Origin of the sequence: Pseudoalteromonas sp. McH1-42 (assembly GCF_022347845.1) — a bacterium.
Taxonomy (GTDB): Bacteria; Pseudomonadota; Gammaproteobacteria; order Enterobacterales; family Alteromonadaceae; genus Pseudoalteromonas; species Pseudoalteromonas rubra_D.
Genome location: NZ_JAKRFU010000007.1, coordinates 43,231 through 69,358, shown reverse-complemented (window position 1 = coordinate 69,358; position 26,128 = coordinate 43,231). Strand labels below are relative to the sequence as shown.

Genomic DNA, 26,128 nt, shown 5'->3' with positions numbered 1-26,128 from the left:
TTATATACTAACCGCGGACCTCTGTGACCTGTTTTAATCGCGATAAATCCCGCCACAACACAGGTGCCACAATCAAGGTTAGCACCAAGTTTGACACTGGCACTGATAACCATACTCCATCTACGCCAAACTGATGTGGCAGCATATATAAAAATGGTACCTGAATGGCCATGTTCCCCAGTGAGATCAGAAGAGATTTTCCCCCCTGATCCAGTGCTACATAATACATGGCAGCAAGAAAAATAAACCCATCCAGAAACACCATAGACAAATGCAAACGTGCACCACGTTGCGCCTCATTGAGTAGTGCTTGCTCCTGAGTAAAGAAGGACACGATCGCTTCGGGAAACACGTTCAGGCACAGCACAATAACGAGACCAACCGACAAACTCACCTGGCATGCCAGCTTAAGGGTTGCGCGGATCTTTTGTATTTGTCCTGCACCATAATAATAACTCACCGGTGGTTGCATACCACTGGCAACCCCTTCAGCAAAGAAGTAATAGATCACCCCAATATAACCAATGAGCGCAAAAGCAGCGACGTGTAGCGGCTCACCATAAGTCAGTAACTGTTTGTTGTGCAGCGCAGTAATAAAAGCAAAATACAAAAACATCACCAACCCGGATGCCCCTTGGATCAGAGCGCGCCTCGCCAGTTTCAAAGAAAAAGTTAGCCTGCTTAAGCGCAGTCCGATACCCGCTTTTGATGAGCAAAAATAACTGAGCGCCAGTATGCCGACCAGAGATTGCGAAACCACACTGGCCCAGGCTGCGCCAGCAAGCTGCCATTGCAATAACACGATAAACACATAATCCAGTACAATATTGGTCAGTGCACCGAGGATTAATAACCACGTAGCCACGCCCGGACTGCCATCATTGCGGATCAACATGGGCAAGGCGCCTGCAGCCATGGTCGCTAACGCCCCCCAGCCAAATACCGACAAATAGCTGTAACCGAACTTAAGTACCTCTCCACTGGCGCCCTGCAAATCAAGCAACAAACTGCCACTAGCATACAAACCTAAACTGGTTATCGCTGCCAGTATCAGCAGTAACCAGATACTGGTTGCCAGCACAGCATGCGCCTGAACGCTGTTTTTGGCACCTCGAAACAAGGACAAAAGGCTCCCCGCACCTATGCCTACCAGTGCACCCAGGCCCGCTATCAGGCCCACTACAGGCCAGGCGATATTCACCGCAGCCAAACCATCGGCCCCAATAAAATGGCCAACGAATACCCCATCAACAACCTGATACAGCCCGTTCACCATCATAGCTGCGATAGCCGGTATGGTGTAACGCCAAAATGTTCGGATCACCGAATCTTTGTGCTTGTTCGCCGGACCTTTGTGATTTTGACTGAGCTCTGTCAGCTCAACATCGTGCGTTTGCATAAAACTCCCCGCTCATTGCGAATACCCGCTATTATGCTTAACTATCGGATGAAAGAAAGTTAGTTACTATCCGCTTTTCGGATACTTTGGAGCCTTTATGCACTGGACACTCGATCAACTGGAAGCCTTTGTGACTGCCGCAAGAACGGGGTCATTTTCTGCAGCCGCCCGAAAACTGGGTAAAGCCCAGTCCCGGATCAGCACAGCTATAGCCAACTTGGAAACCGATCTGGGTTTTGAGTTATTTGACCGCTCAGCTCGATTGCCGGTGTTAAATGCCGCGGGGCATGACCTGTTCGCGGAGGCAGAAGCGGTGCTTATGCAATGCCAGCGGTTACAGTCCAGGGCGCTCTCTATGAGCTGCGGAGAGGAAGTATCTCTGACCGTCGCCATGGATGAGGCTGTTCCCATCAATGCCTTTGAAACCCTGTTTGAACAACTGTCACATCAGTTTCCTCTCCTGAAACTATCTATATTAAACGGTTCACAGGATGATATTGCGGGCTGGGTTGATGAACAAAAAGCCGATCTGGGCATTTTATTTCATCAAAAGCCTCTTTCACAAAGTCTCGATTTTACGCCGCTTGGCAGCTTTGAGCAGCGCCTGATAGTCGCCCCTCATCACCCGCTGGCATCACACTCTCAGCCAACCGTAGAACAATTAAATCAGCATCGGCAGCTAGTGATCCGAGACCGCATAGGCCACAGCCAGTCTCAGGCTATTTCTTCTTTTCACTGGCATGTAGACAGCTATTACTATATTGCAGGCCTGGTTTTAAGAGGTGTTGGTTGGGCACTGGTGCCTGAGCATGTCGTAAAGTCTCACTGGTTTAACGAAGCGGTTGTCACGCTTTCCACCCGACATATTCCTGGCTCTCTGACCGTAGACATGGGTCTGGTCAGGCGCAGAGACAAAGCAACAGGGCCCGTCATTCACTGGATTTACGACACCGCTTTATCAATGGCACTTTAGAGCCAGTTATAGTCCATTTGGCGGGCCGTTTTAATCGCCAATGATTTGCCAAAGTGCAGCTTTACCAGCTCAAGGCTCATGTCGATACCTGCTGACACTCCCGCAGAGCTGGTAAAATTCTGATCCATGACAAACCGTTTATCCTCACACACTTTCAGGTGCGGATAACTGGATTGCAACCGTGCCAAATCATCCCAATGCGTGGTCACTGATTTACCGTCAATTAGCCCAGCTTCGGCAAACAAAAAGACCCCAGTGCACACTGATGCACAGCGACGGGTATGCGTCGCTGTTTCAGCCAGCCAGGCCAACACAGAGGTATTGCTGAGTACATGCTGATGCTGCCCACCTGCAACAATCAGTAAATCAAATCTGGGATGACCGTGAATGCTGTAATGCGGGTTTACAGACAAACCACCACGGCAACTGACGGGTGCATGACTGGGTGCAATCAGGCTGACGTTTACGGGCTCGTCTACAAAACGAGCAGCCGTGCTGAACACTTCAAATGGGCCGCTAAAGTCCAAGACTTCAACGCCATCGTAAATAAAAATACCGATTTCCATTGAATGATCCAGAATAAGGAAGTTTTTGAGCTCCCTTAGTGTAGCGCAGATCTTAGCCATTCATATCTATTTACACTTTGATTTTGGCGATTAATCGAGATCTGATTGCACTTTCATGAATTTGTCTTTTAGTATGCTTGGCAATAAAATGCCAACAAGCGAAAACCAACTATGTTGAAAATCAAACTAACACTACTTAGCGCCGCCGTCGTGATCGGTCTGGCAGGTTGTAGCAGCACGCAGCAAAGCAGCACAGCCACGCCAACAATTGCAGAAAAGCAATATCAAAACCCGCTTTTACAGCCTTTTACCGGTCCTTATCAGGGCGTTCCTCAATTCGATAAAGTAAAACTGACAGATCTTGAGCCAGCGCTGGACATCGCGCTGGCTGATCACTTAAGCGAAATTGACCTGATTGCCAACAACACCGCACCAGCGACGTTCGACAATACTATCGTTGCAATGGAGCGTTCAGGTCAGGCATTGGATCGCCTTTTTACCTACTTTGGTATCTGGAGCGCCAACAATTCCTCTCCTGAATTTCGCCAAATGCAGGGCGGCCTGATGGCTAAGTACGCTCAATACCGTTCTAAAATCACCCAAAACAAGGCGTTATTTGAGCGTGTTAAAACAGTGTATGAGAGCCAAGAGTTTAAGCAACTGAGTGCTGAAGAACAGCGTATCACCTGGCTACAGTACAACAGCTTTGCCCGTAACGGTGCCACATTAGAAGGTGAAGCCGCTGATCGCTACGCCGAAATTAACCTCGCTTTATCAAAGCTACACGCAGACTTTGCCAATAATGTACTTGCCGATGAAGAAGGCTATGTCGTTTATCTGACGAAAGATCAACTTTCTGGCCTGCCTCAGTCCTACATTACCTCTGCGGCTGCAGCGGCTGAAGAACGCGGTAAAACAGGTATGTATGCGGTTACCAATACCCGCTCTTCCATGGACCCATTCCTGATGTACTCCACGGAACGTGAGCTACGTAAGCAGGTGTGGCAGAACTACTACAGCCGTGGCAATAATGCCGGTGAACACAATAACAAAGCCATCATTAATGAAATCCTGACATTACGTCACGAGCGAGTGCAGCTCCTCGGTTATGAAAACTACGCACAATGGCGTCTTGAAGACCGCATGGCTAAAGATCCGAAAAACGCGATGGAGCTGATGGACAAAGTCTGGCCAGCCGCAATTGCCCGTGTAAAAGAAGAAGTGGCAGACATGCAAGCGCTGGCAGATAAGGAAGGCGCCAACATTAAGATTGAACCTTGGGATTACCGCTTTTACTCTGAAAAAGTGCGCAAAGCCAAGTACGACCTGGACTCTAACGAAGTTAAACAATACCTTCAGCTGGACAAACTACGTGACGCTATGTTCTACGTCGCGGGCCGCCTGTTTAACTTCGAATTTACCGAAGTGCCAGAAGGGTCAGTACCTGTCTTCCATGAAGACGTACGTGTATGGGAAGTCACCGATAAAACCAGCGGTGAGCATATTGGCTTATGGTACTTAGACCCATTCGCTCGTCAGGGCAAGCGCTCAGGTGCATGGGCAACCTCATACCGCGGCCACACCACCTTTGATGGCAAAACCAACGTACTGAGCTCAAACAACTCAAACTTCGTCAAAGCACCAGCAGGGCAGGCTAGCCTGATCTCCTGGAACGATGCTGTGACCTATTTCCATGAGTTCGGACATGCGCTGCATTCTCTGTCTTCTAAAGTAAAATACCCTGGCTCTAACTCGGGCGTACGTGACTACACTGAATTCCAGTCGCAGCTACTGGAACGTTGGCTGGTCACCGATGAAGTCATTGATCGTTTCCTGGTTCACCATGAAACGGGTAAGCCAATGCCGAAAACACTGGTGAATAAAATCAAGCAAGCAGCCAACTTCAATCAGGGCTTCGCCACCACTGAATACCTGGCATCAGCCATTATGGATATGAAGTTCCACACCACAGATCCAGCTCAGATTGGCGATCCGGTTGAATTTGAAAAATCTCAACTGGCTGCCATTGGTATGCCATCAGAGATTGTCATGCGTCACCGCACCACACACTTTGGTCATGTTTTCTCAGGTGAAGGCTATTCAGCCGGCTACTACGGCTACCTGTGGGCCGAAGTGCTGACATCAGATGCAGCACAGGCATTTGCCAGCGCACCAGGTGGCTTTTATGACGAAGAAGTCGCTGATCGTCTGGTGAACTACCTGTTCTCTGTACGTAACGCAATGGACCCGGCAGAGGCGTACCGCAAGTTCCGTGGTCGTGATGCGGCGGTAGAAGCCCTAATGTTAGATCGCGGCTTCCCGGTTAATGCAGACAAGTAACCGTAAAACCAAAAAAGCCCTGTTATAACAGGGCTTTTTCTTTACAAACGGCGTTTTTAAAGCGCTACTCAATGATCTCAAGTAAGTGCAGCTTTTTAAATTGCTTTTCCAATGTTGCCATACTGAATGGCTTAATAATAAACCCATCCACTTTTTCTAGTAACACCTGCTGTACCCGCTCTCGACCGTTTTCACAGGTCACCATCACAAGTTTGAGATTTTTTAGTGCTGGTCTGGTACGAATTTCGTGAAGTAAGGCCAGTCCATCTATGTGTGGCATATTCAGGTCGGAAATCACTAACTGGTAGGGTTTTGCCTCGAGCAACTCCAGTGCTCGTTTGCCATCTGTCGCTTCATCTATGTCTGTAAAACCAAGCCGACGGAGCATACCTATCATCACATGCCGCATTGACGCCATATCATCAACAACCAGTATTTTCACCTGTCTCTCCTTAATATTAATACCAATTTCACTTAATACGAGTTCATTTTGACGAAGCAAATATGACGCTAACGGCGTTAAAAATTTCTCATTTAGAACAACTAAATAGCAAAATTTTTGCCTGGTTATCGACCCTATTTTCTCGCCTCAAAATAGAACGCTTAATTAAGCAAATTGGTATAACTTCACCGATAATAAGAATAAAAATTAGACCAAGATATCAGCAAAGTCGACTTTACTCGTAAGGATCAGGAAAATTCCTAGTTTGACTCTTTATTTAGTGACAAAGACATAAACACACTGAGCGGATTATCGCGGTACAGACCGAAGCGTTCACAACGGTCAAAACCAAGGCTTTCATACAGGTTAATTGCCTGTTCCTGCTTCACACCAGTTTCAAGGCGGATCAGTGGAATTTGTGCATCGCCTGCGTAATGCAATAAGATTTGCATGATACGCTTAGACAACCCTTTGCCCCGGTACTGAGGTTTAACATACAAACGTTTTATTTCACCGTATAAGGTTTTATCGAATTGTTTAACGATGGCGCCACATGCCACTATGCCTTCTTCGTTTCGTAGCCCCACAGCACGTACATTGGGTTGATTGAGCTCTTCCAGTGCCAAAGACTGATCACTGGCAATGGGGTAGAGGGTATTCATCAGGCGGTCAATTTCTGCAAATAGTTCTCTAACACTTGGATCATCTGGTTTTAAATCAACTAGTTGCATAATTTTCCTTTCAACTGACAGTTACTTTCCGGGCCCAGCCAGACCTCATTTACACGACACGTAATCAGGTTAAGCGTAATGACTGGTGCGACAAAATAAAAGGGTATTTTAACGTACTTTGCGGGAAATATAACTAAATATATTCAGATTATATGGTAAGGAAACATGTTGCAGCATGTGATTAACGTAGGATGCGGGACCTTGTCACATCTGTCGGATCAATAGCCATTCATACCCTCCATGGCATCTTACCATTCAGGCTAGCCAAAGTGTGATAGCAAGCAACAATATGGTGGCAATCGTTGTGAAAAGCAGTGAGCACTGATTCTGGCCAGTACGGTCTGATTGTGAAAACAACATAAACAACTCTCCTATGCTTCTTCCCAACCTAAAAACCACAAAAGTATTAATAAAGGAAGATGCACTACAACCAAAAGTAGTAACATTGATAGCAAAAAATTACCCAAAACACCAGAAAATAGTGCAAATATTATCCTAAAAACTAGGCCAATTGTCCGACACATATATACAATTCCTTATAATGCAAGGACTTAAACCAACCCACTCACTTGTATGAAAAAAACACAAAAAGGTTGGGTTTACGCCAATTCGGACCTATATAAGGAAAAAAGGAGATGCCATGATCACATTAAAAGCAACCAGTAAAGACAATTACAGTGATGTATTTACGCTACAATTATTGCCTGAAGACCTGAGTTTTATCGCATCGCCAGCCGAAGCCCTGGCCGAATCAGCGTTTTTTCCATACTACCGAAACCAGCTGATCTACCATCATCAAACACTGGTCGGGTTTATACAGTATCACCCTATGGAACCAGAGGGCACAAAACATGAATATACCATCACACAGCTGACAATAGACAAGCGCTTCCGTCGTCAGGGATTTGCCAGGCAAGCCCTGAAAAAGTTACTCACACAGCTCAGAGCCAAGTCTGATTGTCAGATAATTTCTGCCGTCTATGTGGAAGGCAATGAACGCATGCGCAGTTTGCTCAGTGACATGTCTTTTGAATTTAAAGGCCGCTGGACCGACACCGCTTATCTGATGGAGTGGCATCGTGAAGCGCCTCTCCCAAAGGTATACCTAAGCACTGTGTGGCAAGAAAATTTCGAACAATTGGGTGACCTTGCGCTACATGAACCACAACAGCCGTTGGTGGCCCCCAACGAATGGACTTTACTGGAAGCTGCCCATAATCCGGGGTATGAAGTACGTGCAATCAACTATCAGGATAAACAAGTCGGGCTACTGATGTGGGTTCCTGAAAAACCGCACCGCATTTCAATTTGGCGTCTGATGATTGATAAAGCTTATCAACAGCAGGGCATAGGCAGACAAGCGCTAAAAGCGGCGCTGGAGGAGATCCGGAGCCAGCCAGAGGTGACAGAAATCGCCATCTGTTATGTACCGGACAATCCGGTCGCCAAAGATTTTTATGGCAGTTTTGGCTTTGCAGAAACGGGCTTCGATGAAGAGGAAGAAGAGATGCTCGCCGAGATCAGATTATACTAAGTTGCTTAATTAAGTGTTCTATTTTGAGGCGAGAAAAGAGTGTCGATAACCAGGCTAAAATATATGAATCTATGGCTAAGGTATAAGGTTCTAAATGAGAAATTTTTAACGCCGTTAGCGTCAATGCGCTCCTTCAAATTGAACTGGTAATATGTGAAACTGGTAATATCATCACAACACTGTAAAGGGGCTTAACACAAGGGAATGGGTTGCTGTGGTTTAGCGTAACGAATGCCGGCATCATCAAACGCCTGCACATCCTCTTGTGAATGATAATGGTATACACACAATCTGTTCAAAATAGCTGGGGGATACTCTCGTAACAAATCGTCCAACCCGGCATGACTGGGATTACCAGACGCCACACAATCATGAAAAATGATTTCTCCCTGAGTCACGTGATGGATCAGTAGCTCGGGAATTGGGCGGGTATCGCCACTATAAAAAAACCGCCCAGGAAGATGCAAAGAGAACGCACTGCCAGGCGCCTGATGGCGAACCGGATAGCAGTTCAGCCGAAGCTGTTGATGGAAAAAGTGTTCACCAACCGGGTGCAGCTCAAACGTATGCCAGATATCTTCGCGTAGCTCAGCCAATCCAGTGTAGGCCAACATCGCACACAAAGATTGAATAAGCTGAACTGGTACATATAAACGTACTTTTTGCCCGCTCAATGCCGCCTTAAAATACAGCTGTTCCAGGCCGCCAATATGATCGTAGTGCAGATGAGTGATAAATACGGCCTGAGGTAAAGAGTGGCAGCCAAACGCGCGTTTGAATCGCGCCAGGGTGTCGTGGCCACAATCAATGAGTAACCAGGGGGTGTCTTCACAACAAATCACACATGCAGCATTACCAAGCTCTGCCGCACTGGCCGCACCAACACCCAAAAAGAGCGCACAATCTGGCACTGACACCTGTGAGTGTGTGCGATGCGGTTTATCTTGTGTTGGCCGGGCCACTATCGAATCTAACATCGGTCTGCTCGTCAATATTCGCCACTCGGTACACACCCAATACTAGATGCAATAATTGACATTCCCGTGACAAGGCCATGCTTAGCAAATAGATAGATACACCAACATTTGGTTAATTTCACTAAATCAAGCCACTATATGTCCAACCAAATGAACGTCAAAAACACATAATACATTGATATATAATAACTAACATTCTTGGCATCTGTTTTGCTTTGTTCATGGCATATGAAAAAAATAACAAATTGGAATTGCGCCATGATCAAAAAACTTTCTCCCTTATTCGCAGCACTCGCACTCAGTGGTTGTGTGATTCATATTGATGGCCACAGTAAAACAGTGGCAGACGTGGAGCTGCACAAAACCCTGACGCTGGACGCCACAAATTTGAACAGCCTGATGGCAGATACCAGTTCAGGCTCACTGGATATCATCGGTGACGACACCCTCTCACAAATAGAAGTTGATGCAAAAATACTGACAGACAAAGATCACAGTTATCAGCTTACGCTTGAGCAGGACGGCAACAACGCACGACTGATCGCAAAACAAAATGCCCGGGTTGGTATCGTCTGGTACAGCGGTAATAGCCCCAGAATTGATCTGACTGTCCGCGTACCTAATAGCCTTGCATTGGACATTGACGATAGCTCAGGCGACATTGCTATCTCAGGCATGACCGGAGACATCGAACTGGAAGACGGCTCGGGCGACATCAGCATCAATGGCGCAGCAAATGTTAAAATTGATGACGGCTCAGGGCAAATGCTTATCCGTGGCGTCAGTGGCATGCTGGATATCGAAGATGGCTCAGGCGACATTACCATTCAGGGCGGCAGCCAGCTGAAACTCGATGACGCGTCGGGCCAGGTATACATTACCGACGTGCGTGGTGATCTGGATATTGAGGACGGCTCCGGCGATATCCAAATCATTGGCGGACGTTCGCTTACCCTGGACGATGAATCAGGCAACATCAGTCTGACCGATATGAGCGGTGACCTGACCATTGTAGATGGCTCCGGAAACCTTGAGATCCGCGGCGGTAATTCGCTTGATTTACGCGACGACTCAGGATTTGTGCGGGTTCAGGACTTACAGGGTAATGCCAAGGTCAATGATGGCAGTGGCAATCTGGTGCTACAAAACATCAAAGGCCATGTCACCATCGACGATGATTCCGGCGACATTGAAGTCATTCAGGCAGGTGGCCTTACCATCACAGGTGATTCCTCCGGCGGTCAGCGCATCGAAAAGGTCCGTGGCGAAGTCAATATTCGAGATTAACCCCCTATAACGGCACCTTTTGCAAGCAAAGTGTCACCTTTTGCCAGTGTATTATGTGAGTTCAGCTTCTACAATGAGCGCATAACTTCTGGTAATAAGGTGACCTCATGACTTACGCAAACACAGCCCTGATCACAGGCGCATCTTCTGGTATTGGTTTAGAACTAGCGCGCTTACACGCCCAGCAGGGCGGTGACCTAGTTCTGGTCGCCCGCTCTGAAAACAAGCTCAATGCCCTGAAAAAAGAGCTGGAACAAACCCATGGTGTCAACGCTTGCGTGATCACGGCTGATCTCACCGACCCGACGTCAGCGCAAGCAATCTACAACGAAACAAAACGCCAGGATATCGAAATTGATATCCTGATCAACAACGCCGGATTTGGGGGCCATGGCTTTTTTCATGAACGCGATTTACAGGCTGATCTGGACATGATCCAAGTCAATATCAGTAGCCTGACCGCACTCACACATCTCTTCGTACAGGATATGACAGCCCGCAAACATGGTAAAATCCTGAACGTCTCGTCCACCGTCTCCTTGCTTCCGGGGCCATTGCAGGCAACTTACTACGCAACCAAAGCGTTTGTGACTTCTTTTTCTCAGGCACTGGCAGAAGAACTAGGCGATCATGGGATCAGTGTGACGGCGCTATGCCCGGGTCCGGTTGCCACCGAGTTTGCCAAAACCGGTAATCTGGAAGAGCTTGCAGTCTTTAAACAAGGAAAAAGTCCACAATCAGTCGCCAAATGTGGTTATCAGGCCATGCAAAAAGGTAAACTCTTGGCCTTTAATGACCCTATGTTAAACTTTATGCTCAACTGGATAGTGCCTCTGCTACCTCGCCGACTGGTACTTGCATTGTCACGCCGCACAATGGAAAAATAATGAAGCGAACAGCAAAATTTACCCTGTCACCACATTGCCTGATCTTATTTAAAGATCTCAACCTGGATCAGGCGCTGCTGTTAAAACAGGCAAAGCTACCAGCCGACCTGTGGCACAGCTTGCCTACCTCAGTGACAGCAGCCCAGTATTTTGACCTGTGGCATGCGATGGAAGCGCAGCTTGGTGAAACATTGCCGCTGAAGTTAGCGCAGCATCTAAATGTGGAAGCCTTCGACCCAGCCATTTTTGCCTGTCTGTGCAGCGCCAATCTGAGTGCAGCCATGCACCGTCTTAGCAGCTACAAGCCCCTGATCGGGCCGCTGACCCTGGACGTACACGAAGATAAGCAGGGCCTGTTACTCAGCCTGGATTGCTATGGCTACGATAAACCTCTGCCGAAATCCCTGGGCCTGTGTGAGCTGGCTTTTTTTACCCAACTTGCTCGCCTGGCAACCCGTACACAGGTGATACCCAAAACCCTATATGTGACACAGCTTCCCGACAATATAGCTGATTTTGAAGACTATTTTGGCACCAGTCTGACACTCAGCAATCAGGTGGCGATACGTTTTCATCAGGCGGACACACAGCGACCCTTTATGACTGAAAACGCCGCGATGTGGTCTTTTTTTGAAAATGATCTGGCCCAGCGTCTGGCTGAACTCGATGCCAGCGCCAGCATGACGCAAAAAGTCAAAGCGCTGCTGATGGAATTACTGCCCTCAGGGCAAGTGAGCGCAGAGCAGGTAGCGGCCAAGCTGGCGATCAGTAAACGTACATTACAGCGTAAACTTGATGGGGAATCAGCAAACTTTCAGTCGCTACTAAGCGCGCTGCGATCCGACCTTGCCCGACAGTATCTGCGTCGCTCCAGCATGTCTTTGCAGGAAATCGCCTTTCTGCTGGGCTTTAGCGATGCCAATACCTTTATTCGAGCGTTTAACAAGTGGAATGGGGTGCCTCCAGGCCACTTCCGAAACCAGAATGAGCACTGTGCAAGCAAGAATTATTCAATTTAATAGAAAAGTTGGATAGGCGTTTATTCTCATAGCACATAAAATTCAGTGTCATACTTTTGGACGCTGATTTTGAAAAATTTACTCGCCTTAACCTTTGCAGCCCAACTCTGTGTGCTGTGGCCTTCGGTCTCACACGGCGTAGATTTTGCCACCTATGAGCAACAATTTCCCCTAAAAGGGAAGAAAAATTTTCGCGCTGCACTGGAAGAAGGCGAGGCGTTACTCACGCAATCAACACTCACGGCACAACAGCGAACCTTTGTGCTGCATCGTACGGCTTTGCATTTGGTACGACTGGGAGAGTATGAGCGCGCACAACACAGGCTTGATGCACTCGCGACGCATTTGAACGCGCACCCTGACGATTCTATGCAAGGCAAATACCACTGGGTAAACGGCGACCTGGCCTTTCGGCTGGGCCACAACCAAAGTGCCCAAACCCACTTTCTCAAAGCCAGCGAGTTTTTCTCCCGCACTCAGGACTGGCGCATGCTCAGCCACGCCTATCGTATGGCCGCCAATGCCGTCGCAAAAGGCAGCCCGGATCTGAACGCCATTGAACACATTGCTTTGGCAAAGCACTATGCTGAACTAGACAATAATATCCCGTTGCACAACGCGGCCTTTGATACCGAAGCCAGGATATACAAACTCTTTGGCCAGTTAGACAGGGCACTGGAAAGTCGTCAGGCCCAGCTTAACTGGCTTCAGCAACAAAGCGTGCCGGACGAAGCCATGTTATCCGCAACTTATTATGGTCTGGCAGACATCTTTGTCGATTTTGGTGATCACCAGGCCGCACTCGACGCCTTCACCCAATCATATCGTTATGACGAGCAGGTCAATGACCGCCTCTATATGGCACAAAACCAGATCCGGATCGCTGAGCAATACCTCCAATTGAGCAATCTAACTGCGGCCGATAAAGCATATGAACAGGCAAAAGTCCTCAGTGAATCAATCGACCATAAGCGCAACCTGGGCTGGGCCATTGCCGGATTGGGTCGTGTTGAATTGGCCAAAGGTAACTACCCTCAGGCCGCGAATCTCATCGGCCAGGGTCTGACTTTAATCAACCCGGTTCATAATCAGCTACTCCACAGCCAACATCTTGTCTGGTATGCCAGAGCATTGAGTCACAAGAACCCAGAACTGGCGATTGAACAGTTAATGCCTTTTTTCAAAGGCGAGCCAACTAATACTATGGTGGAAGCCGCTAAAGTGCTCGCGTTTGCCTATCAGCAACAACAAGACTTTGCATCAGCACTGCACTATCAGACACAGGCCACAGAGTTACTTGAACAACAGACAGAGCAGTCGAGGCTGACTCGCCTTGAAGCCAAAAAACGTGATGCTGAACTCCATTTAGAGACCCTCAAAGTGAACCAGTTACAAAGCGGACTGGATGAACAAAAGCGCCAAAACAAACTACAAAGTGTTACTCTGGCAGCTGCTATTATCGTACTGTTAAACTTTTTCCTGATGTTTTATCTGTATCACCTGAAAAAACGTAAAGTGATGGAAAAAGAAACCGCAGTACTTAACCAGGCGCTGACACTCAAGCAGCAGTTATTGGCGGATGTATCCCACGAACTAAGAACCCCTCTGACCGTGCTCAAACTCAATATAGAAGCACTACAACACAATTTAATTACTGACCCGGATGCCACTTACACACTGATGCAAAGCCGCTTGTCTATGTTAAATACGCTCATTGCTGATATTTACGAGCTGGCGCAGGCAGACACACACAGCCTGCAACTGGATTTGCAAACCCGACCCGCAAAAGCGCTGTTTGATGAGTTACTCAGTGCAATCCAGCCACTAATAGAACAGAACGACCTGACACTCAATGCACAAAACACACTGCCAGACTCACTGGACATTACCTGCGATATAAACCGGATGCATCAGATCTTCAACAACCTGGCACGCAACAGCTGCCATTACAGTAACAAACCCGGTCAGGTCAGTGTCACCATTGCTCAACAAGATGAACAGCTAGAGTGCCATTTTGAAGATTCCAGCCCGGGTGTCAGTGACGAAGACTTGCCCCGCCTCACCGAACGACTTTATCGCTGCGATAAATCCCGCAGTCGTGATCTGGGTGGCTCTGGTCTGGGGTTGTCAATCTGTCAGAAACTCACAGAATTACACCAGGGACACCTGTCCTTGTCTCACAGTTCATTAGGCGGCCTGCGGGTCACACTGACACTTCCTCTCACTGCGCGAGCGCCCTCAGGCGACTAAACCCAGCTACCTTTTCCTTTTTACTGTTTTAATTTAGAGTAATTCGAACTAGGCTAAAAGCACCATCGTATGAGTGCACCCCACTGAGCGAGATTTTCATTCTATTTTTCCAATTGAACTGATTAATTTAACCCATTATACAAATGAATCGATTCGCCTGATAATGGCTACATCGAAATCAAAGGAGACAAACAGTATGTTAAACAATATCGAAGGTCAGACAATTCCTCAGGTAACTTTCCCGGTACGTGAAAACGACGAATGGAAAAATATCAGCACAGATGACCTGTTCAAAGGTAAAACAGTGGTGGTTTTCTCACTACCCGGCGCCTTTACTCCAACTTGTTCATCTACACACCTGCCACGTTACAACGAGCTGGCTGGCGTATTCAAACAAAATGGTGTCGACGACATCGTCTGTATTTCAGTAAATGATACCTTTGTCATGAATGCCTGGGCCAAAGATCAGGAAGCTGAGAATGTGACACTTATCCCGGACGGAAACGGCGAGTTTTCTGAAGGCATGGGTATGTTGGTTGACAAAAAAGACTTAGGCTTTGGTAAGCGCAGCTGGCGTTACTCTATGCTGGTTAAAGATGGCGTTATTGAAAAAATGTTCATTGAACCAGACGTACCGGGCGACCCGTTTGAAGTATCAGATGCCGATACTATGCTTGAATACATCAACCCAGAGCAGGTTAAACCTCAGCCTGTTTCAATTATTACCAAACCTGGTTGTCCTTTCTGCGCCAAAGCGAAAGCACTTCTTGATGAGAAAGGTCTGGTATATGAAGAACTGGTGTTAGGTCAACAAGCCACATTGACCAGCCTTAAAGCACTGTCTGGCCGTGAAACTGTGCCGCAGGTGTTCATTGGCGGTAAACACATTGGCGGCTCAGACGACCTGGATGCGCACTTCGCATAATGCCCGTAGCGGCCTATTTATTAGGCCAATATCAGTGTAAAGGGGCTTAACAGCCCCACAACTCCCCTTGCTCAGAGGTAAAACATGAAACAACTTGAAACTGACGTCGTCGTCATTGGTGCAGGCACTGCCGGGCTTAGCGCCTATCGAAATGCCAAACAATCTACTGACAAAGTGTTAATGATCGAAGCCGGTGCTTATGGCACGACTTGCGCACGGGTCGGCTGCATGCCCAGTAAGTTGTTGATTGCCGCAGCGGAAGCTGCACACAGTGTCACCGAAGCACCCAAGTTTGGGGTCAATACCACAGCGCCAGAAATCGATGGTAAAGCCGTGATGGCACGGGTGCGCAGCGAACGCGACCGGTTTGTTGGTTTTGTACTTGAAGCCGTGGATGAGCTGCCTGAGCAAGACCGGATCAAAGGGTATGCACGCTTTTTAGATGCCAACCGGATTCAAATCGACGACCATACCGTGATCACTGCGAAACGGTTTGTCATCGCTACCGGCTCAAGACCCAATGTCCCGGGCTTTTTTCAGGCATTTGGCGACAAGCTTATCATCAATGATGATGTATTCGACTGGCAGGATTTACCTGAGTCTGTGGCCGTGTTTGGTCCGGGCGTTATCGGTCTCGAATTGGGGCAAGCACTGCACCGTCTGGGCGTCAATGTTAAGCTGTTTGGCGTTGGGGGCAATATTGGACCACTGACTGATCCGCAGATCCAGGACTATGCCAATACCGTTTTCGCAGAAGAGTTTTATGTCGACAGCGATGCCAAAGTATCTGATATGAAGCAAGTTGGTGATAAGGCACAGCTGACTTATGTTGACCGCGAGGGTAAACCACAAACAGAGCAGTTTGACTTCGTACTGGCGGCAACGGGCAGGGTACCCAATGTTGATAAACTGGGTCTTGAAAACACCGGCATTGAACTGGACGAGCGCGGCATACCGCTTGCCGACCCCTATACGATGCAATGTGGCGACAGCCATATTTTTATCGCTGGTGATGCCAGCAATCAGATCCCATTGTTACATGAAGCGGCCGATCAGGGCACTATAGCTGGTCAAAATGCCGGACGATTCCCGGATGTGCGTAACGGCCTGAGACGCGCGCCCATTGCGGCAGTATTCAGTGATCCGCAAATCGCCATGGTCGGTGAGAGTTTTAAGCAACTCAATGAGCGATATGGTAAATGTGGTTGCTTTGCAATTGGTGAGGTAAGCTTTGAGAATCAGGGCCGTAGCCGAGTGATGCTTAAAAACAAAGGGTATATGCATCTGTATGCAGAGCAGGGCAGTGGCCTGTTCCTGGGTGCAGAGTTCATCGGTCCGTCAGCTGAACATATGGCGCATCTGCTGGCCTGGGCTGTACAAAATAAAATGACGGTACCTCAGATGCTGGATATGCCCTTCTACCACCCGGTAATCGAAGAAGGTCTGCGTACTGCATTGAGAAACCTCAACGCCAAACTCAAATTTGGTCCGGATATCATCCAGCATTGTATGGAATGTGGTCCGGGCGCTTAACAGCTAGACCATAGCCCGGGCGTGTTGATACACTGCCGGGCTAGTCACAGTCGCGCCGCTCAGGCATCGTATCGACCTGCCTGGTGCGTCGCTTGATTACGCATCTGCTCAAACTTATCAAACGCATCAGACACCACCTCTTTATCCGTCGCAGTCAGTGAAATGGTCACCCCACAACTTGGGTTAGAACAGGAAAACGCTTGACCGGCCAACAGCAGGCTGGATTCAAAATGGATAGGCACGCCGCATTCAGGGCAGTCAATTTTAGATTTTATACTCATCGTTTAATCCTCATTTTTAGGGGGTAAAGGGGTCAAGTTTTTCGCGAAAATATCGAGTATTGTGGTAATGCCACGCGGCAGAGGTAGTTGTCCCGCTTCGAGCATCACCTCATAATTCGCATGTGCCGAACCTGATTGCTGCTGGCTCTGATTGCCAGATTTCGCCAAGGCGCCATGTAGCTCTGTTTCAAATTCATGCGCGTGCTCGGGCTGTCGAGTCTGCGCGCGGCTCTGCTTGCTTTCCTGTGATGTCTGCTTTTTAATTTCTCTGGAGCTTTTCACCTCCATACTAAAAGACACTTTCAGTTTCTCTATCGCCAGCGAGTTGATCGGGATCAGCGTCATCAGCGGGATTGAAATCTCCATCTCATAAGGGGTTTTGCTGATGCTGCCGTCCTTCTCCAGTACAGAACGGGACAGCGTAAATGTCACCATCACCGGCGTCAGGTGACCGTGGTTATGGCTGTCTTTTTCAAAGCAGGTCGATAAAATAAACTGAGTTTGCGCATTTGCTATCATCGCATTGGCATCTGTGGCTGCTTTGAGCGGAGCACCGATCAGTGCTTTCATGGGCAAACCGGCAAATTGCGACGCAATATTGTTGTTCATACTTTAGTCCTCACACTGTGTGGCTTAGCCTGGAATTTGCGCCCTGAGTGCACGCTCATATCCTTCAATCAGTTTTTGCAGACCTTCTGGCGGTTCGTTGCCAGTCAAGGTGATCTCCAGGCTCGCATTCGCCGTGCTCTCAGTAGTATCCTGCTGGCCCATTAGCTTATTGCGCAGCCCACCAGCTTTGGCTGTGCTGCGGGCAAACGCGACCATCAGCTGATCTTGGTCATTGTTGCTGATCTCCAGCTCAGCAATAAATTTCACTTCAGAGATACGAGGTGAAGAAATAGGCACCAACGCCAATAAAGGCACCTCAGCACTTACTGTGTCTATGCCATGCTCTGTGCGACTGGGAAACTCCATCGCGCAGGTTTTGGGTGAGTAGCTGGGCGCTTTCCCTTTGCCATTATCTTGCTCATCAAAAAAGCGCTTCACAAAATCCAGCGTTTCGCCTTCAACCGATTTAGCAGCATCTTTGACCCCTTTATGGATCGCTTTCATGAGTGATTGGAATTCGATCATGTTATTCTCTTTGTGTTTATCCGGTTAATAAAGGGAAGCACACGGCTTCCCCTGGTTGGGTGCTATTACAGGTGATTACTCTTTTTCGATAATCGGGTCGATGTTCTTCGTAAAGGCATTGATGATGGTGGTTACACCGGTTGGCAAAGGTAGCTGACCAGCATGGACATCCACTTCATACTTGGCTTTATTCGATGCCTCATAGTGCTCACGTTGTTTCGAACTGGATTTACTGCTGTGCGACACAGAACCATGGACTTCTACCGAGAACAGGCCGGCATTGTATTTTGCCGTGATGTCCGCTTTGGCCGCCGTTTCCTGCTCAGACTGCTTTTCATTGTCCTTAGACATTGAGCTGGACACTTCCATTTCGAAATGCACTTTCACATCATCCACCGCCAGAGAGTTAAGCGGGATCAACGTCAACAAAGGTAACTTCAGCGTGATATTCGCTTCAGACGTCGCTGTGCCTTTGATCACTGGACGGCTCAGCGTGAACTCGACCATAATTGGCTTGAGCTGACTTGAACTCCCCTGGGCCCCCCCGGTTGATTTATCAAAGCAGGTACTAAGCATAAACTGCGTTTGCGTACGTGCCATCATGCCATTTGCATCTGTTGCAGCTTTCAGTGGGCCACCGATCAGCGACTTCATAGGTAAGCCACTAAATTGCTGCGCCATAGATACCAGTCCAGACATAAAATTCTCCTCAAAAATTACACTTAAATTCGCGACATCATGTCGCCTCAGATAACGTTCACTACCAGGTCAACGTTGGATGCCATGTTAGGCGTCAGGCAGAAATAACAATCGGTGCTTTAAGGCAATAATTCGGGGACATCTGGCAAAGACAGGCTGGAGGATTAAGGGACAAAAGCACTTACACAGAGCAACAGGCAGTGATACCATCAAAGCCTGTTATTTGTTCCACTATTTATTGAATAAAGGACCACCCGTGATACAGAGAATTGATACCAAACAACGCATGAGCCGCATCGTCAAACACAATGGCACCATCTATCTATGTGGTCAGGTGTGTAAAGACGCAGAGCAGGGCATTAAGGAACAAACCGCCACTATGCTTGAGAAAGTCGATGAGCTGTTGCTTCAGGCTGGCAGTGATCGTGAGCATATCCTGTCTGCCACAATCTATATCAAAGACATGCAGTATTTCAGTGAAATGAACGAAGTGTGGGATGCCTGGGTACCTGAAGGCCACGCACCTGCCCGCGCTTGTGTAGAAGCGGCTATGGCTAGAGACGCCTTGCTGGTAGAGATTTCAGTGATTGCAGCTGAGATCAACCCAGCCTAAAACAATCAGCCCGGTTTTTTGTGCCGGGCTAATTTTCTCGAACACACCTGACCTATTCACGTATCATGTGAAATGCCTGGTTTGTCCTCACGTAAAGCAGGGCAGGTGCCTTGGCACTCAACGCCATTTGTACAGCCCCCTGAGCGGCAAGATAACTACCTGCTCGTAACTCCGGGCTTTTCTGAGTGTTTGCCTGCAAGACAGTAATGGCCCCCTGGATCACCACCGCTTTAAATTCTGTGCCCGAGCTGGACAAGGTCACCTTTGATTTTGCCGGTAATTTCACCAACACGCCTGTCAACTGATCTTGCTGCCATAAGTTTGCCAGTTGAATATCTGCGCCCTTGAGCTGTGTTGACGTATGCTGGTCCAGCCAGGTCAGGTTCGCATAGTGAAGGTTGACAGGCCGCTCACCATTATCAAATTGTTCGGCAGAAGGCTTAACCAAATAAGGACCCTCGTCTATTTCAAGGTAAATCATATTGCCCGGTGCATTGGCGGACGTAATATGATCTTCCCCAGCCGGTTGAGTCCAGTAAGATCCCGGTGGCATCCACATCGCTTTGGCCTGAGGGTCATCGTTATGCAGCAGGCCTTCTATCACAATACCGCGATAAGACACATTATGAATATGAGGCGGTGACGAGAAGCCAGGTTCAAATCTCACCAACATGCCAGTCGCGCCAGGTTTTGTTCTGTCTCCCCACAAGTTCGCAGCCCTCGGGCTCTTATCACCCCGAGCCGGATTCAGATGACCCCATTCAATTTGCTCGGTGCTAATAATCGTTACCTCATTACTACCCGAACTCGTATCCTGAGCCTTTAAAGCGTGAGAGAAAAAACATGCCGAAATAATTAACGTGCTGAGTAAACTGGATTTAACCACGAAGATAATCTTCCTGTGAAAACGACAAACTGAATGTACATCAGTTTAAGCCCTCAGATACAAACGATAAATTGGCTGCGGGTTGAAAGATTATCAAGGTTTGATTGATAATCACCCTAAAACTGCACTTTTTCACCCCAATTCCTGCTGGCAGGCGTTATAGGTTTGATCAAGTTTCCAGCTACTCAGAATAAGGAATACACATGTTGCAAAGAAGCACGCTGTTGTTGCTCACCTTCGCCATCTGCCTTTTTCAGGCGCAGGCACTAGAGGTAGAGAATGTCCGCTTTAATACTCACAAAAACAAGCTGACTCAAATTCTGATCCAGTTTAACGAAGAGGTTGCCCAGCCGGGGCAGGTACCCAGCCATGCTCAGCTATCTCGCATCTGGCTTTCGGATAAGTATAAACAGCTGTGCCGCTGGCGCTTTGTATCGCTGAACAAACTCAGCTGTGATTTATATGCCGGCATAAGTGCCTATGTGCCGTTAGAAGTCCGTATTGAAGCAAATTTCCCCGGTCTGCACGCTCAATTACAAGAGGACTATACAACACAGTGGCATAGTGCAAACTGGCCCCTATATATTGATGAGTACCAGGAAAAACAGCTTCAGCTGAGATACCGTGCAACCACCGACACAGACAAGCGTGCCGTGTGGGACATCACACACTCCCTGACCTTTACACTCCATGGTCAGCCAGTGACACCAAGCAAACGGCACTATGGCGAGTACAGTGATAATCGGGGTTATTTGCTCACCTTTGATTTTGCAGACTCATTGCAACCTGGCGGCCTGGAAGTCACCTTACCTGCCGGTTTTAGACCAACAGAAGCGCATATAGCATTACCTGCACCACAAACAATCCCGTTCCAGGATCAGATTTCGCAACCTCCCGCAGAGGCCAAATTTATGGGTGTTTTCTGTGAGCAATCTTATCCGTTTGACTCCTTCTGGTACAAGACCTATCACGCACTCTCCCTGGACGACATCGCTACTTGTGCTCCTGAATCTCTGGCATTCGGATTCAATCATAAAGTAGATAAGTTCTGGCTCATGGAGTCTGTGATTTCGCCATCTATTTCGACCCAGCCAGTTATCATCACAGGCAGTGCCCGTGAAAACCCAGGTGACGATCTCCACTACTACCCGGTCGCACTCAAAGGAGATACCGACTACCAACTCAACTTCAGTGCATTGCGCTCTGACTCAACAAAGCAAGCCTTCTCAGGGGCTGCCACGCTGCATTTTAGCACAGCCCCCAATAGTCCATACTGGCAGATAAGTGATCAATCTGGCGATGCATACCAAGCAGATACGCACGCCGAGTTACCACTGATGACACGCAATACGCAGGATCTCTCAATTCAGTTTTACCCGGCAAAAACTCTGACGCAATTACATCACTGGCTGACTACAAAAGACAAAACCACGCTGCTCACCAAAGTGCCCGATGTATCACGCCATATGGACAATCAGTTGCACCAATCGCGTTTGCCAGTCAGTGCCCGGTTAAATGACCAAAGTGGGGTCCTGTTTTACGATCTACGAGGTGCGAGTACAGCCTCCATTTATGCAAGCGACGTTGAAATGCGCCAGCATCAGCACACGCTGATCGCCTCCGATTTTAACCTGACAGTACATCAGGGACCCGGCATCACACTTCGCAGCAGCGAATTTAATACGGATGTCCCAATGACAGACGTTGAGGTTTATCTCGCCTGTCCGTCATTCGTCACCCCTAAACAGCTGGGAAAGAGTGAATCTAATGGCTTGTTGACGCTAAGTTATGGTACATGGCAATCATTACTACCACACAGTGACCTTGACTGCTGGCTATGGGCCAGCAAAGGCGAAGCACATGCCATAACCAAGATCACCCCAAAACCAGCCAAGGCCATCACGGGCAGTCTGCTCAATAGTCAGCCAATTTACCAGCCAGGCTCTGCCATTGATTTGAGTGTTGTGCTGTATCAACACACCCAGAATGGCCTGCAACCTCTGCTAGATAACGTCGACCTGATCCTGCGCGACAGAGACACTGACCATACGGTTCAACTGGAGCAAAGGTCGATATCTGAATTTGGCATACGACAATTTCACCTCACGAAGGGATTAGACAAAGCGAGCATCTATCAGGTAAGCGCCGAGGTAGCAGGAGAGGCATATTCGTTAGGTGACCTCCTTGTCTTTGAGTTCATTCCGCCTGAAGTAGAATTGAGCTGGCAACACCCGGACATGGCATATAAAGACCAACCAATGACCATCTCAGTCAGCGGTAAAACAATGAACGGCTATACAGCAGACAACCTCAGTGGCGAATTAAAATACCAGTTTATCCGCTTTGGCTATTCAGACTTACCTAGCGACTGGCCACAAGATTACGAATTTAGCAGCAGCAGAGAAGCTCCAGACAACCGACATCAACGCACAGTTGCATTAAGTGCCGGCGGCCCAGGAGCATCTGCCCATTTTACTCCCACTGAGACCATGCCGCTGGTTCGACTCGCATTGTCTGGCAGAGTGGTCACTGAACAGGGCGAAATGCACTTTTTCGATCAGGCACTGACCTACCTGTCGCGGGCACATTACATTGGCTTAAAAGAATCAGACGATAAAGTCCATATCATCGCTGTTGATCAGGGCGGTGCGCAGCTATCGGTACCGGCGGCCGTCTATGTGGAAGTATCGACCAGTGAAAGCGGAAAAGAACGCACGGAGCAGGTTTTGCTATGTGAAGTACATACGCCTGCATACTGCGACCTGCCAGACGATCAGTCGGGCTATTATTCGCTGGATATCCGCAGCGGAAAACAAAACTACTTATGGCAGCGTTACTTATTCAGGCACGGCCCCTCAAATGATGAGCATACGTCAGCACATCAACTAACCTTATTTGGTGACAAACAAGTCCTTGCCGGACAGGAGTATGCTTTCTCACTTGATGCTCCACAAGACGGTGAAGCCCTGGTTTTCGTCACTGCGGGTGAGAACCATGCATTACACACCTTCGCTGTCAAACGGGGCAGCAACGACTTAACATTGGCGATACCAAACAGCTGGCGTCCCGGTTTTGAGATAACAGCAGTAATGCCATATACAGACAAACAAAGGGCCGTGTTACGCCAACAATGGCAAAACAAAGCCAATCAAGTACTAAGCGAATGGCAAACTCAGCCTCGCTTTACGCTGGCAAGCTCTGCACCTGCAATGCCAGATAAACCAGGCATCCATGGCCAATTCGCCAGACTCACAGTGGCCGTTTTGCCAGCCCAAAGCTTATCACTTGAGGTGACGCACCCGGATGCAGTGCCGGCCAGCGGCCAACTGGACATCACCCTGTCGAGCAACCAGGATGCAGACATTCAGCTCTGGCTGGTCAATGATGCGTTGTTCAACATCGCGTATGACGAGGTCACAGATATACATCTGGCGGAGTTGTTTAACCAGAGCCGCTATCACCACCGCATTGTCAACAACTACAATCTGAATAACTGGCTGGTTGACCCCCAGCTAACCCAGCAACTGGAACAGACTAGTCTCAGAGCTAAATACGAGGCACTGAGAATGACCGGCTCGAGTATGGCCGACAATAATTCACAAGCATATGCACTGGCACAGTCTGTATGGCAACCTGTTATATCACTTAATGCTAATCAGGAAAAAACCGTCACACTGGCGTTGCCTCAGTTGCTCGGGCGTTGGCGTGTCTTTGCTGTTGCACTGAATGCGCAGGATACTCAGACGTATACAGGCACCCTGACCAGCCATGCTCAGCTGGAGTATCATGTGACACATGCGACACATTTCATTCAGGGTGATGAGGCCATCATCACTGTCAGAGCAGCAAACCGAACGAATACAGCACAAAAGGATACAATGCAACTCACACTGAACGGTCAAACGCTCATTGGCCAAAGTATTGTGCTAAACAGTCAGGGGGAGCAAGTCATGCATGTGCCGCTTCCCAAATTAGACCCCGGCGAGTACACGCTGAAGCTTTACAGCAGGCGCCTAAACAAGCCTCGGTTCTCTACCTTTAAAGTGAGTGACAATAGTCGTATTGTTCAGGCAAGCTGGCTACTCGACCCGGCTCGTCAAAACACCATTGCGCTGGCAGATGATGCAACGCTTGTCTCTGGCGAAGCACACCCCATTAAGCAGCTCGCGCCTAATTGGTCAGCCTTGACACAACACCATCAGCATTACCCACATCAATGCTGGGAGCAAACGTTATCCAGAGCTTTAAGCTACAGTGTAAACCCCCTTGCCAGTCAGCTTTGGCCTGATGGCAAAGCGTCCCTGCAACACGCTTTAACGAAAGGGGAAACCGAGAATTTAAGTTGGCATCATAACATTGGGTATGCCTATTATCCGAACCGCAACGCTGACCCGATGCTGAGCGCGTACACCCTGCTCGTCAGTCACTGGCTGAGTGGCAGCGACTTCGACCTCAACACCGACCAAGAAACTCTTGAATCGATGGCAGCTAACCTGCTTAAAGCATTGCAAAGGGCCCCACACAATCGACGCCATTTCATTGATGACAGTGCTGACTGGCAGTGGTGGGCTCTGGCACAGAAAGGTCAGGTGACACTCGAGCAAATTTTGAGCTGGCGACAGATGTTCGGCGTATCTGGTACCCGCAGTAATTTGCTACAACTCTTAGCAATGAAAGCCGCAGGTTATAACCAGCCTGAACTGGAAAAAGCCCTTGCCCGGCTGCTGGATGAAGGCTTTCAGGATCAAACCCTCAGCGCACTCTCCGGACCACAGGAGCAGTGTCTTGCATTAATGCTCACAGAGCGCAAGACGTTAACCGCGCAGCTCAGCAAGCTGGCCATCAGTCGTCAACATCGACAAGGGCATTTTGGCAATACACTGACAGATGGGATCTGCTCACTCGCCCTGAAAGGCCACCGCCAAAGCGGTTCAGTTCCCGTGACAATTACACAGCACAACTCAGCTCAGGACAATGAGCAAAGCTATCATATTGACTCACCTCTGAAAGAAGCATATTGGCTAACAGTGCAGAGCCGCCAACCACTGGCGTCTCCCACTGTGGTAAATAGCGGACTTGATGTGACACGTCGATACCAGGTGTACGACAACAATCGCTGGCAGCCATTTGCAGGGCAAGCACTCAAACCCGGCAACCTGATCAAAGTATCACTGGAAGTCTTTTCAGCCGAAGACCGGGCACATGTACTGTTAACCGATACCCTGGCTGGCGGATTGCATGCACTTAACCCTGAACACCGTTATACCCAGTACAAAAACTGGTTACAGACAGATTACGCTGATATCACGCTGCATCTGCAACAGACCAAACAGGGTGCACAACAGGCCACCTTTTATCAGGCCCACCTCAGCGCCGGCACCACCACATTTGAATATCTGGCACAAGTACGGGCCAGTGGCCTTTATCTCGCCCCGCCAGCCAGAGCTGAAATGATGTACCAGCCAGACATTGCCGGCAACAGTAATGCGGAGACGATCTCTATAGCTACCTTACCCTAAGCTTTGTGCATTCCAGCATCACACACTCGCGGGCTGAAAACTCACCCCGCGAGTTGATATATGGGACCTCTCAGCTCAAAGAGACTCCAGACAAATTGGTGCTCGGGTAACGTTTTAAAGATCCGTACAACTG

21 protein-coding genes are annotated in these 26,128 nt (G+C 48.5%); 11 read left to right on the top strand and 10 right to left on the bottom strand.

The features are described from left to right. Positions 1 to 7: 7 nt before the first annotated feature. Complete coding sequence (locus tag MHN31_RS07230; RefSeq protein WP_194867746.1) at positions 8 to 1,399, bottom strand: MATE family efflux transporter; 1,392 nt, start codon at positions 1,397 to 1,399, stop codon at positions 8 to 10. A 97-nt stretch (positions 1,400 to 1,496) separates the two neighbouring features. Here MHN31_RS07230 and MHN31_RS07225 point away from each other — a divergent pair, with 97 nt between their 5' ends. After that, positions 1,497 to 2,372: a LysR family transcriptional regulator gene (locus tag MHN31_RS07225; RefSeq protein ID WP_125560393.1), complete on the top strand. Its 876-nt coding sequence runs from the start codon at positions 1,497 to 1,499 to the stop codon at positions 2,370 to 2,372. Here the strand turns inward: MHN31_RS07225 and MHN31_RS07220 are convergent. After that, on the bottom strand, positions 2,369 to 2,938 hold the full coding sequence (locus MHN31_RS07220; RefSeq protein ID WP_239443892.1) for a DJ-1/PfpI family protein: 570 nt from the start codon (positions 2,936 to 2,938) through the stop codon (positions 2,369 to 2,371). The genes MHN31_RS07225 and MHN31_RS07220 overlap by 4 nt on opposite strands. Positions 2,939 to 3,109: 171 nt before the next feature. Here MHN31_RS07220 and MHN31_RS07215 point away from each other — a divergent pair, with 171 nt between their 5' ends. After that, positions 3,110 to 5,278, top strand: a complete 2,169-nt coding sequence (locus MHN31_RS07215) for a M3 family metallopeptidase (RefSeq protein ID WP_239443891.1) — start codon at positions 3,110 to 3,112, stop codon at positions 5,276 to 5,278. Between the two features lie 64 nt (positions 5,279 to 5,342). Here MHN31_RS07215 and MHN31_RS07210 read toward each other — a convergent pair whose 3' ends face one another. Continuing rightward, positions 5,343 to 5,720 carry a response regulator gene (locus tag MHN31_RS07210; protein ID WP_010384412.1) on the bottom strand — a complete coding sequence of 126 codons (378 nt, stop codon included), beginning with the start codon at positions 5,718 to 5,720 and terminating at the stop codon, positions 5,343 to 5,345. Positions 5,721 to 5,980: 260 nt separating this feature from the next. Beyond that, the gene (locus MHN31_RS07205) at positions 5,981 to 6,451 is read right to left on the bottom strand and encodes a GNAT family N-acetyltransferase (RefSeq protein WP_125560387.1); all 471 of its coding nucleotides are present in this window, start codon (positions 6,449 to 6,451) and stop codon (positions 5,981 to 5,983) included. A 640-nt stretch (positions 6,452 to 7,091) separates the two neighbouring features. Here MHN31_RS07205 and MHN31_RS24380 point away from each other — a divergent pair. Then, complete coding sequence (locus tag MHN31_RS24380) at positions 7,092 to 7,985, top strand: GNAT family N-acetyltransferase (RefSeq protein WP_343224678.1); 894 nt, start codon at positions 7,092 to 7,094, stop codon at positions 7,983 to 7,985. A 191-nt stretch (positions 7,986 to 8,176) separates the two neighbouring features. Here MHN31_RS24380 and MHN31_RS07190 read toward each other — a convergent pair whose 3' ends face one another. Then, on the bottom strand, positions 8,177 to 8,962 hold the full coding sequence (locus MHN31_RS07190) for an MBL fold metallo-hydrolase (protein WP_239443890.1): 786 nt from the start codon (positions 8,960 to 8,962) through the stop codon (positions 8,177 to 8,179). Positions 8,963 to 9,220: 258 nt separating this feature from the next. On the opposite strand from MHN31_RS07190, the gene MHN31_RS07185 reads away from it, so the two are divergent. The 6 genes from MHN31_RS07185 to MHN31_RS07160 all read left to right on the top strand — a co-directional run bounded on the left by MHN31_RS07185 (position 9,221) and on the right by MHN31_RS07160 (position 16,863). Continuing rightward, positions 9,221 to 10,249: a DUF4097 family beta strand repeat-containing protein gene (locus MHN31_RS07185; RefSeq protein ID WP_125560381.1), complete on the top strand. Its 1,029-nt coding sequence runs from the start codon at positions 9,221 to 9,223 to the stop codon at positions 10,247 to 10,249. 107 nt (positions 10,250 to 10,356) lie between these two features. Beyond that, positions 10,357 to 11,136 carry an SDR family oxidoreductase gene (locus tag MHN31_RS07180; protein ID WP_125560379.1) on the top strand — a complete coding sequence of 260 codons (780 nt, stop codon included), beginning with the start codon at positions 10,357 to 10,359 and terminating at the stop codon, positions 11,134 to 11,136. Then, the gene (locus MHN31_RS07175; RefSeq protein WP_194867744.1) at positions 11,136 to 12,155 is read left to right on the top strand and encodes an AraC family transcriptional regulator; all 1,020 of its coding nucleotides are present in this window, start codon (positions 11,136 to 11,138) and stop codon (positions 12,153 to 12,155) included. Before MHN31_RS07180 ends, MHN31_RS07175 begins: the two co-directional genes overlap by 1 nt. Positions 12,156 to 12,224: 69 nt before the next feature. Beyond that, the gene (locus MHN31_RS07170; RefSeq protein WP_239443889.1) at positions 12,225 to 14,405 is read left to right on the top strand and encodes an ATP-binding protein; all 2,181 of its coding nucleotides are present in this window, start codon (positions 12,225 to 12,227) and stop codon (positions 14,403 to 14,405) included. A gap of 196 nt (positions 14,406 to 14,601) precedes the next feature. Further along, positions 14,602 to 15,330 (top strand): glutathione peroxidase, encoded by a 729-nt coding sequence (locus tag MHN31_RS07165; RefSeq protein ID WP_125560373.1) that lies wholly within the window; start codon positions 14,602 to 14,604, stop codon positions 15,328 to 15,330. A gap of 84 nt (positions 15,331 to 15,414) precedes the next feature. Continuing rightward, entirely contained in the window at positions 15,415 to 16,863 is a 1,449-nt protein-coding gene (locus MHN31_RS07160) for a dihydrolipoyl dehydrogenase (protein ID WP_125560371.1), read from the top strand. Between the two features lie 59 nt (positions 16,864 to 16,922). On the opposite strand, the gene MHN31_RS07155 is transcribed toward MHN31_RS07160, so the two are convergent. From MHN31_RS07155 to MHN31_RS07140, 4 genes are all read right to left on the bottom strand, one after another. After that, entirely contained in the window at positions 16,923 to 17,144 is a 222-nt protein-coding gene (locus MHN31_RS07155; protein ID WP_125560369.1) for a hypothetical protein, read from the bottom strand. Positions 17,145 to 17,147: 3 nt separating this feature from the next. Further along, positions 17,148 to 17,753: a DUF2589 domain-containing protein gene (locus tag MHN31_RS07150; protein WP_239443888.1), complete on the bottom strand. Its 606-nt coding sequence runs from the start codon at positions 17,751 to 17,753 to the stop codon at positions 17,148 to 17,150. 24 nt (positions 17,754 to 17,777) lie between these two features. Continuing rightward, positions 17,778 to 18,278: a DUF2589 domain-containing protein gene (locus MHN31_RS07145; protein ID WP_125560365.1), complete on the bottom strand. Its 501-nt coding sequence runs from the start codon at positions 18,276 to 18,278 to the stop codon at positions 17,778 to 17,780. A 75-nt stretch (positions 18,279 to 18,353) separates the two neighbouring features. After that, the gene (locus MHN31_RS07140) at positions 18,354 to 18,977 is read right to left on the bottom strand and encodes a DUF2589 domain-containing protein (RefSeq protein ID WP_049866568.1); all 624 of its coding nucleotides are present in this window, start codon (positions 18,975 to 18,977) and stop codon (positions 18,354 to 18,356) included. 256 nt (positions 18,978 to 19,233) lie between these two features. Between MHN31_RS07140 and MHN31_RS07135 the strand changes: the two genes are divergently transcribed. After that, positions 19,234 to 19,590: a RidA family protein gene (locus MHN31_RS07135; protein WP_125560363.1), complete on the top strand. Its 357-nt coding sequence runs from the start codon at positions 19,234 to 19,236 to the stop codon at positions 19,588 to 19,590. Positions 19,591 to 19,642: 52 nt separating this feature from the next. Here the strand turns inward: MHN31_RS07135 and MHN31_RS07130 are convergent, their stop codons facing one another. Next, a complete protein-coding gene (locus MHN31_RS07130; RefSeq protein WP_239443887.1) occupies positions 19,643 to 20,476 on the bottom strand; it encodes a DUF4437 domain-containing protein in 834 nt (277 codons plus the stop codon). Positions 20,477 to 20,679: 203 nt separating this feature from the next. Here MHN31_RS07130 and MHN31_RS07125 point away from each other — a divergent pair, with 203 nt between their 5' ends. After that, on the top strand, positions 20,680 to 25,995 hold the full coding sequence (locus MHN31_RS07125; protein WP_239443886.1) for an alpha-2-macroglobulin family protein: 5,316 nt from the start codon (positions 20,680 to 20,682) through the stop codon (positions 25,993 to 25,995). Positions 25,996 to 26,128: the final 133 nt, after the last annotated feature.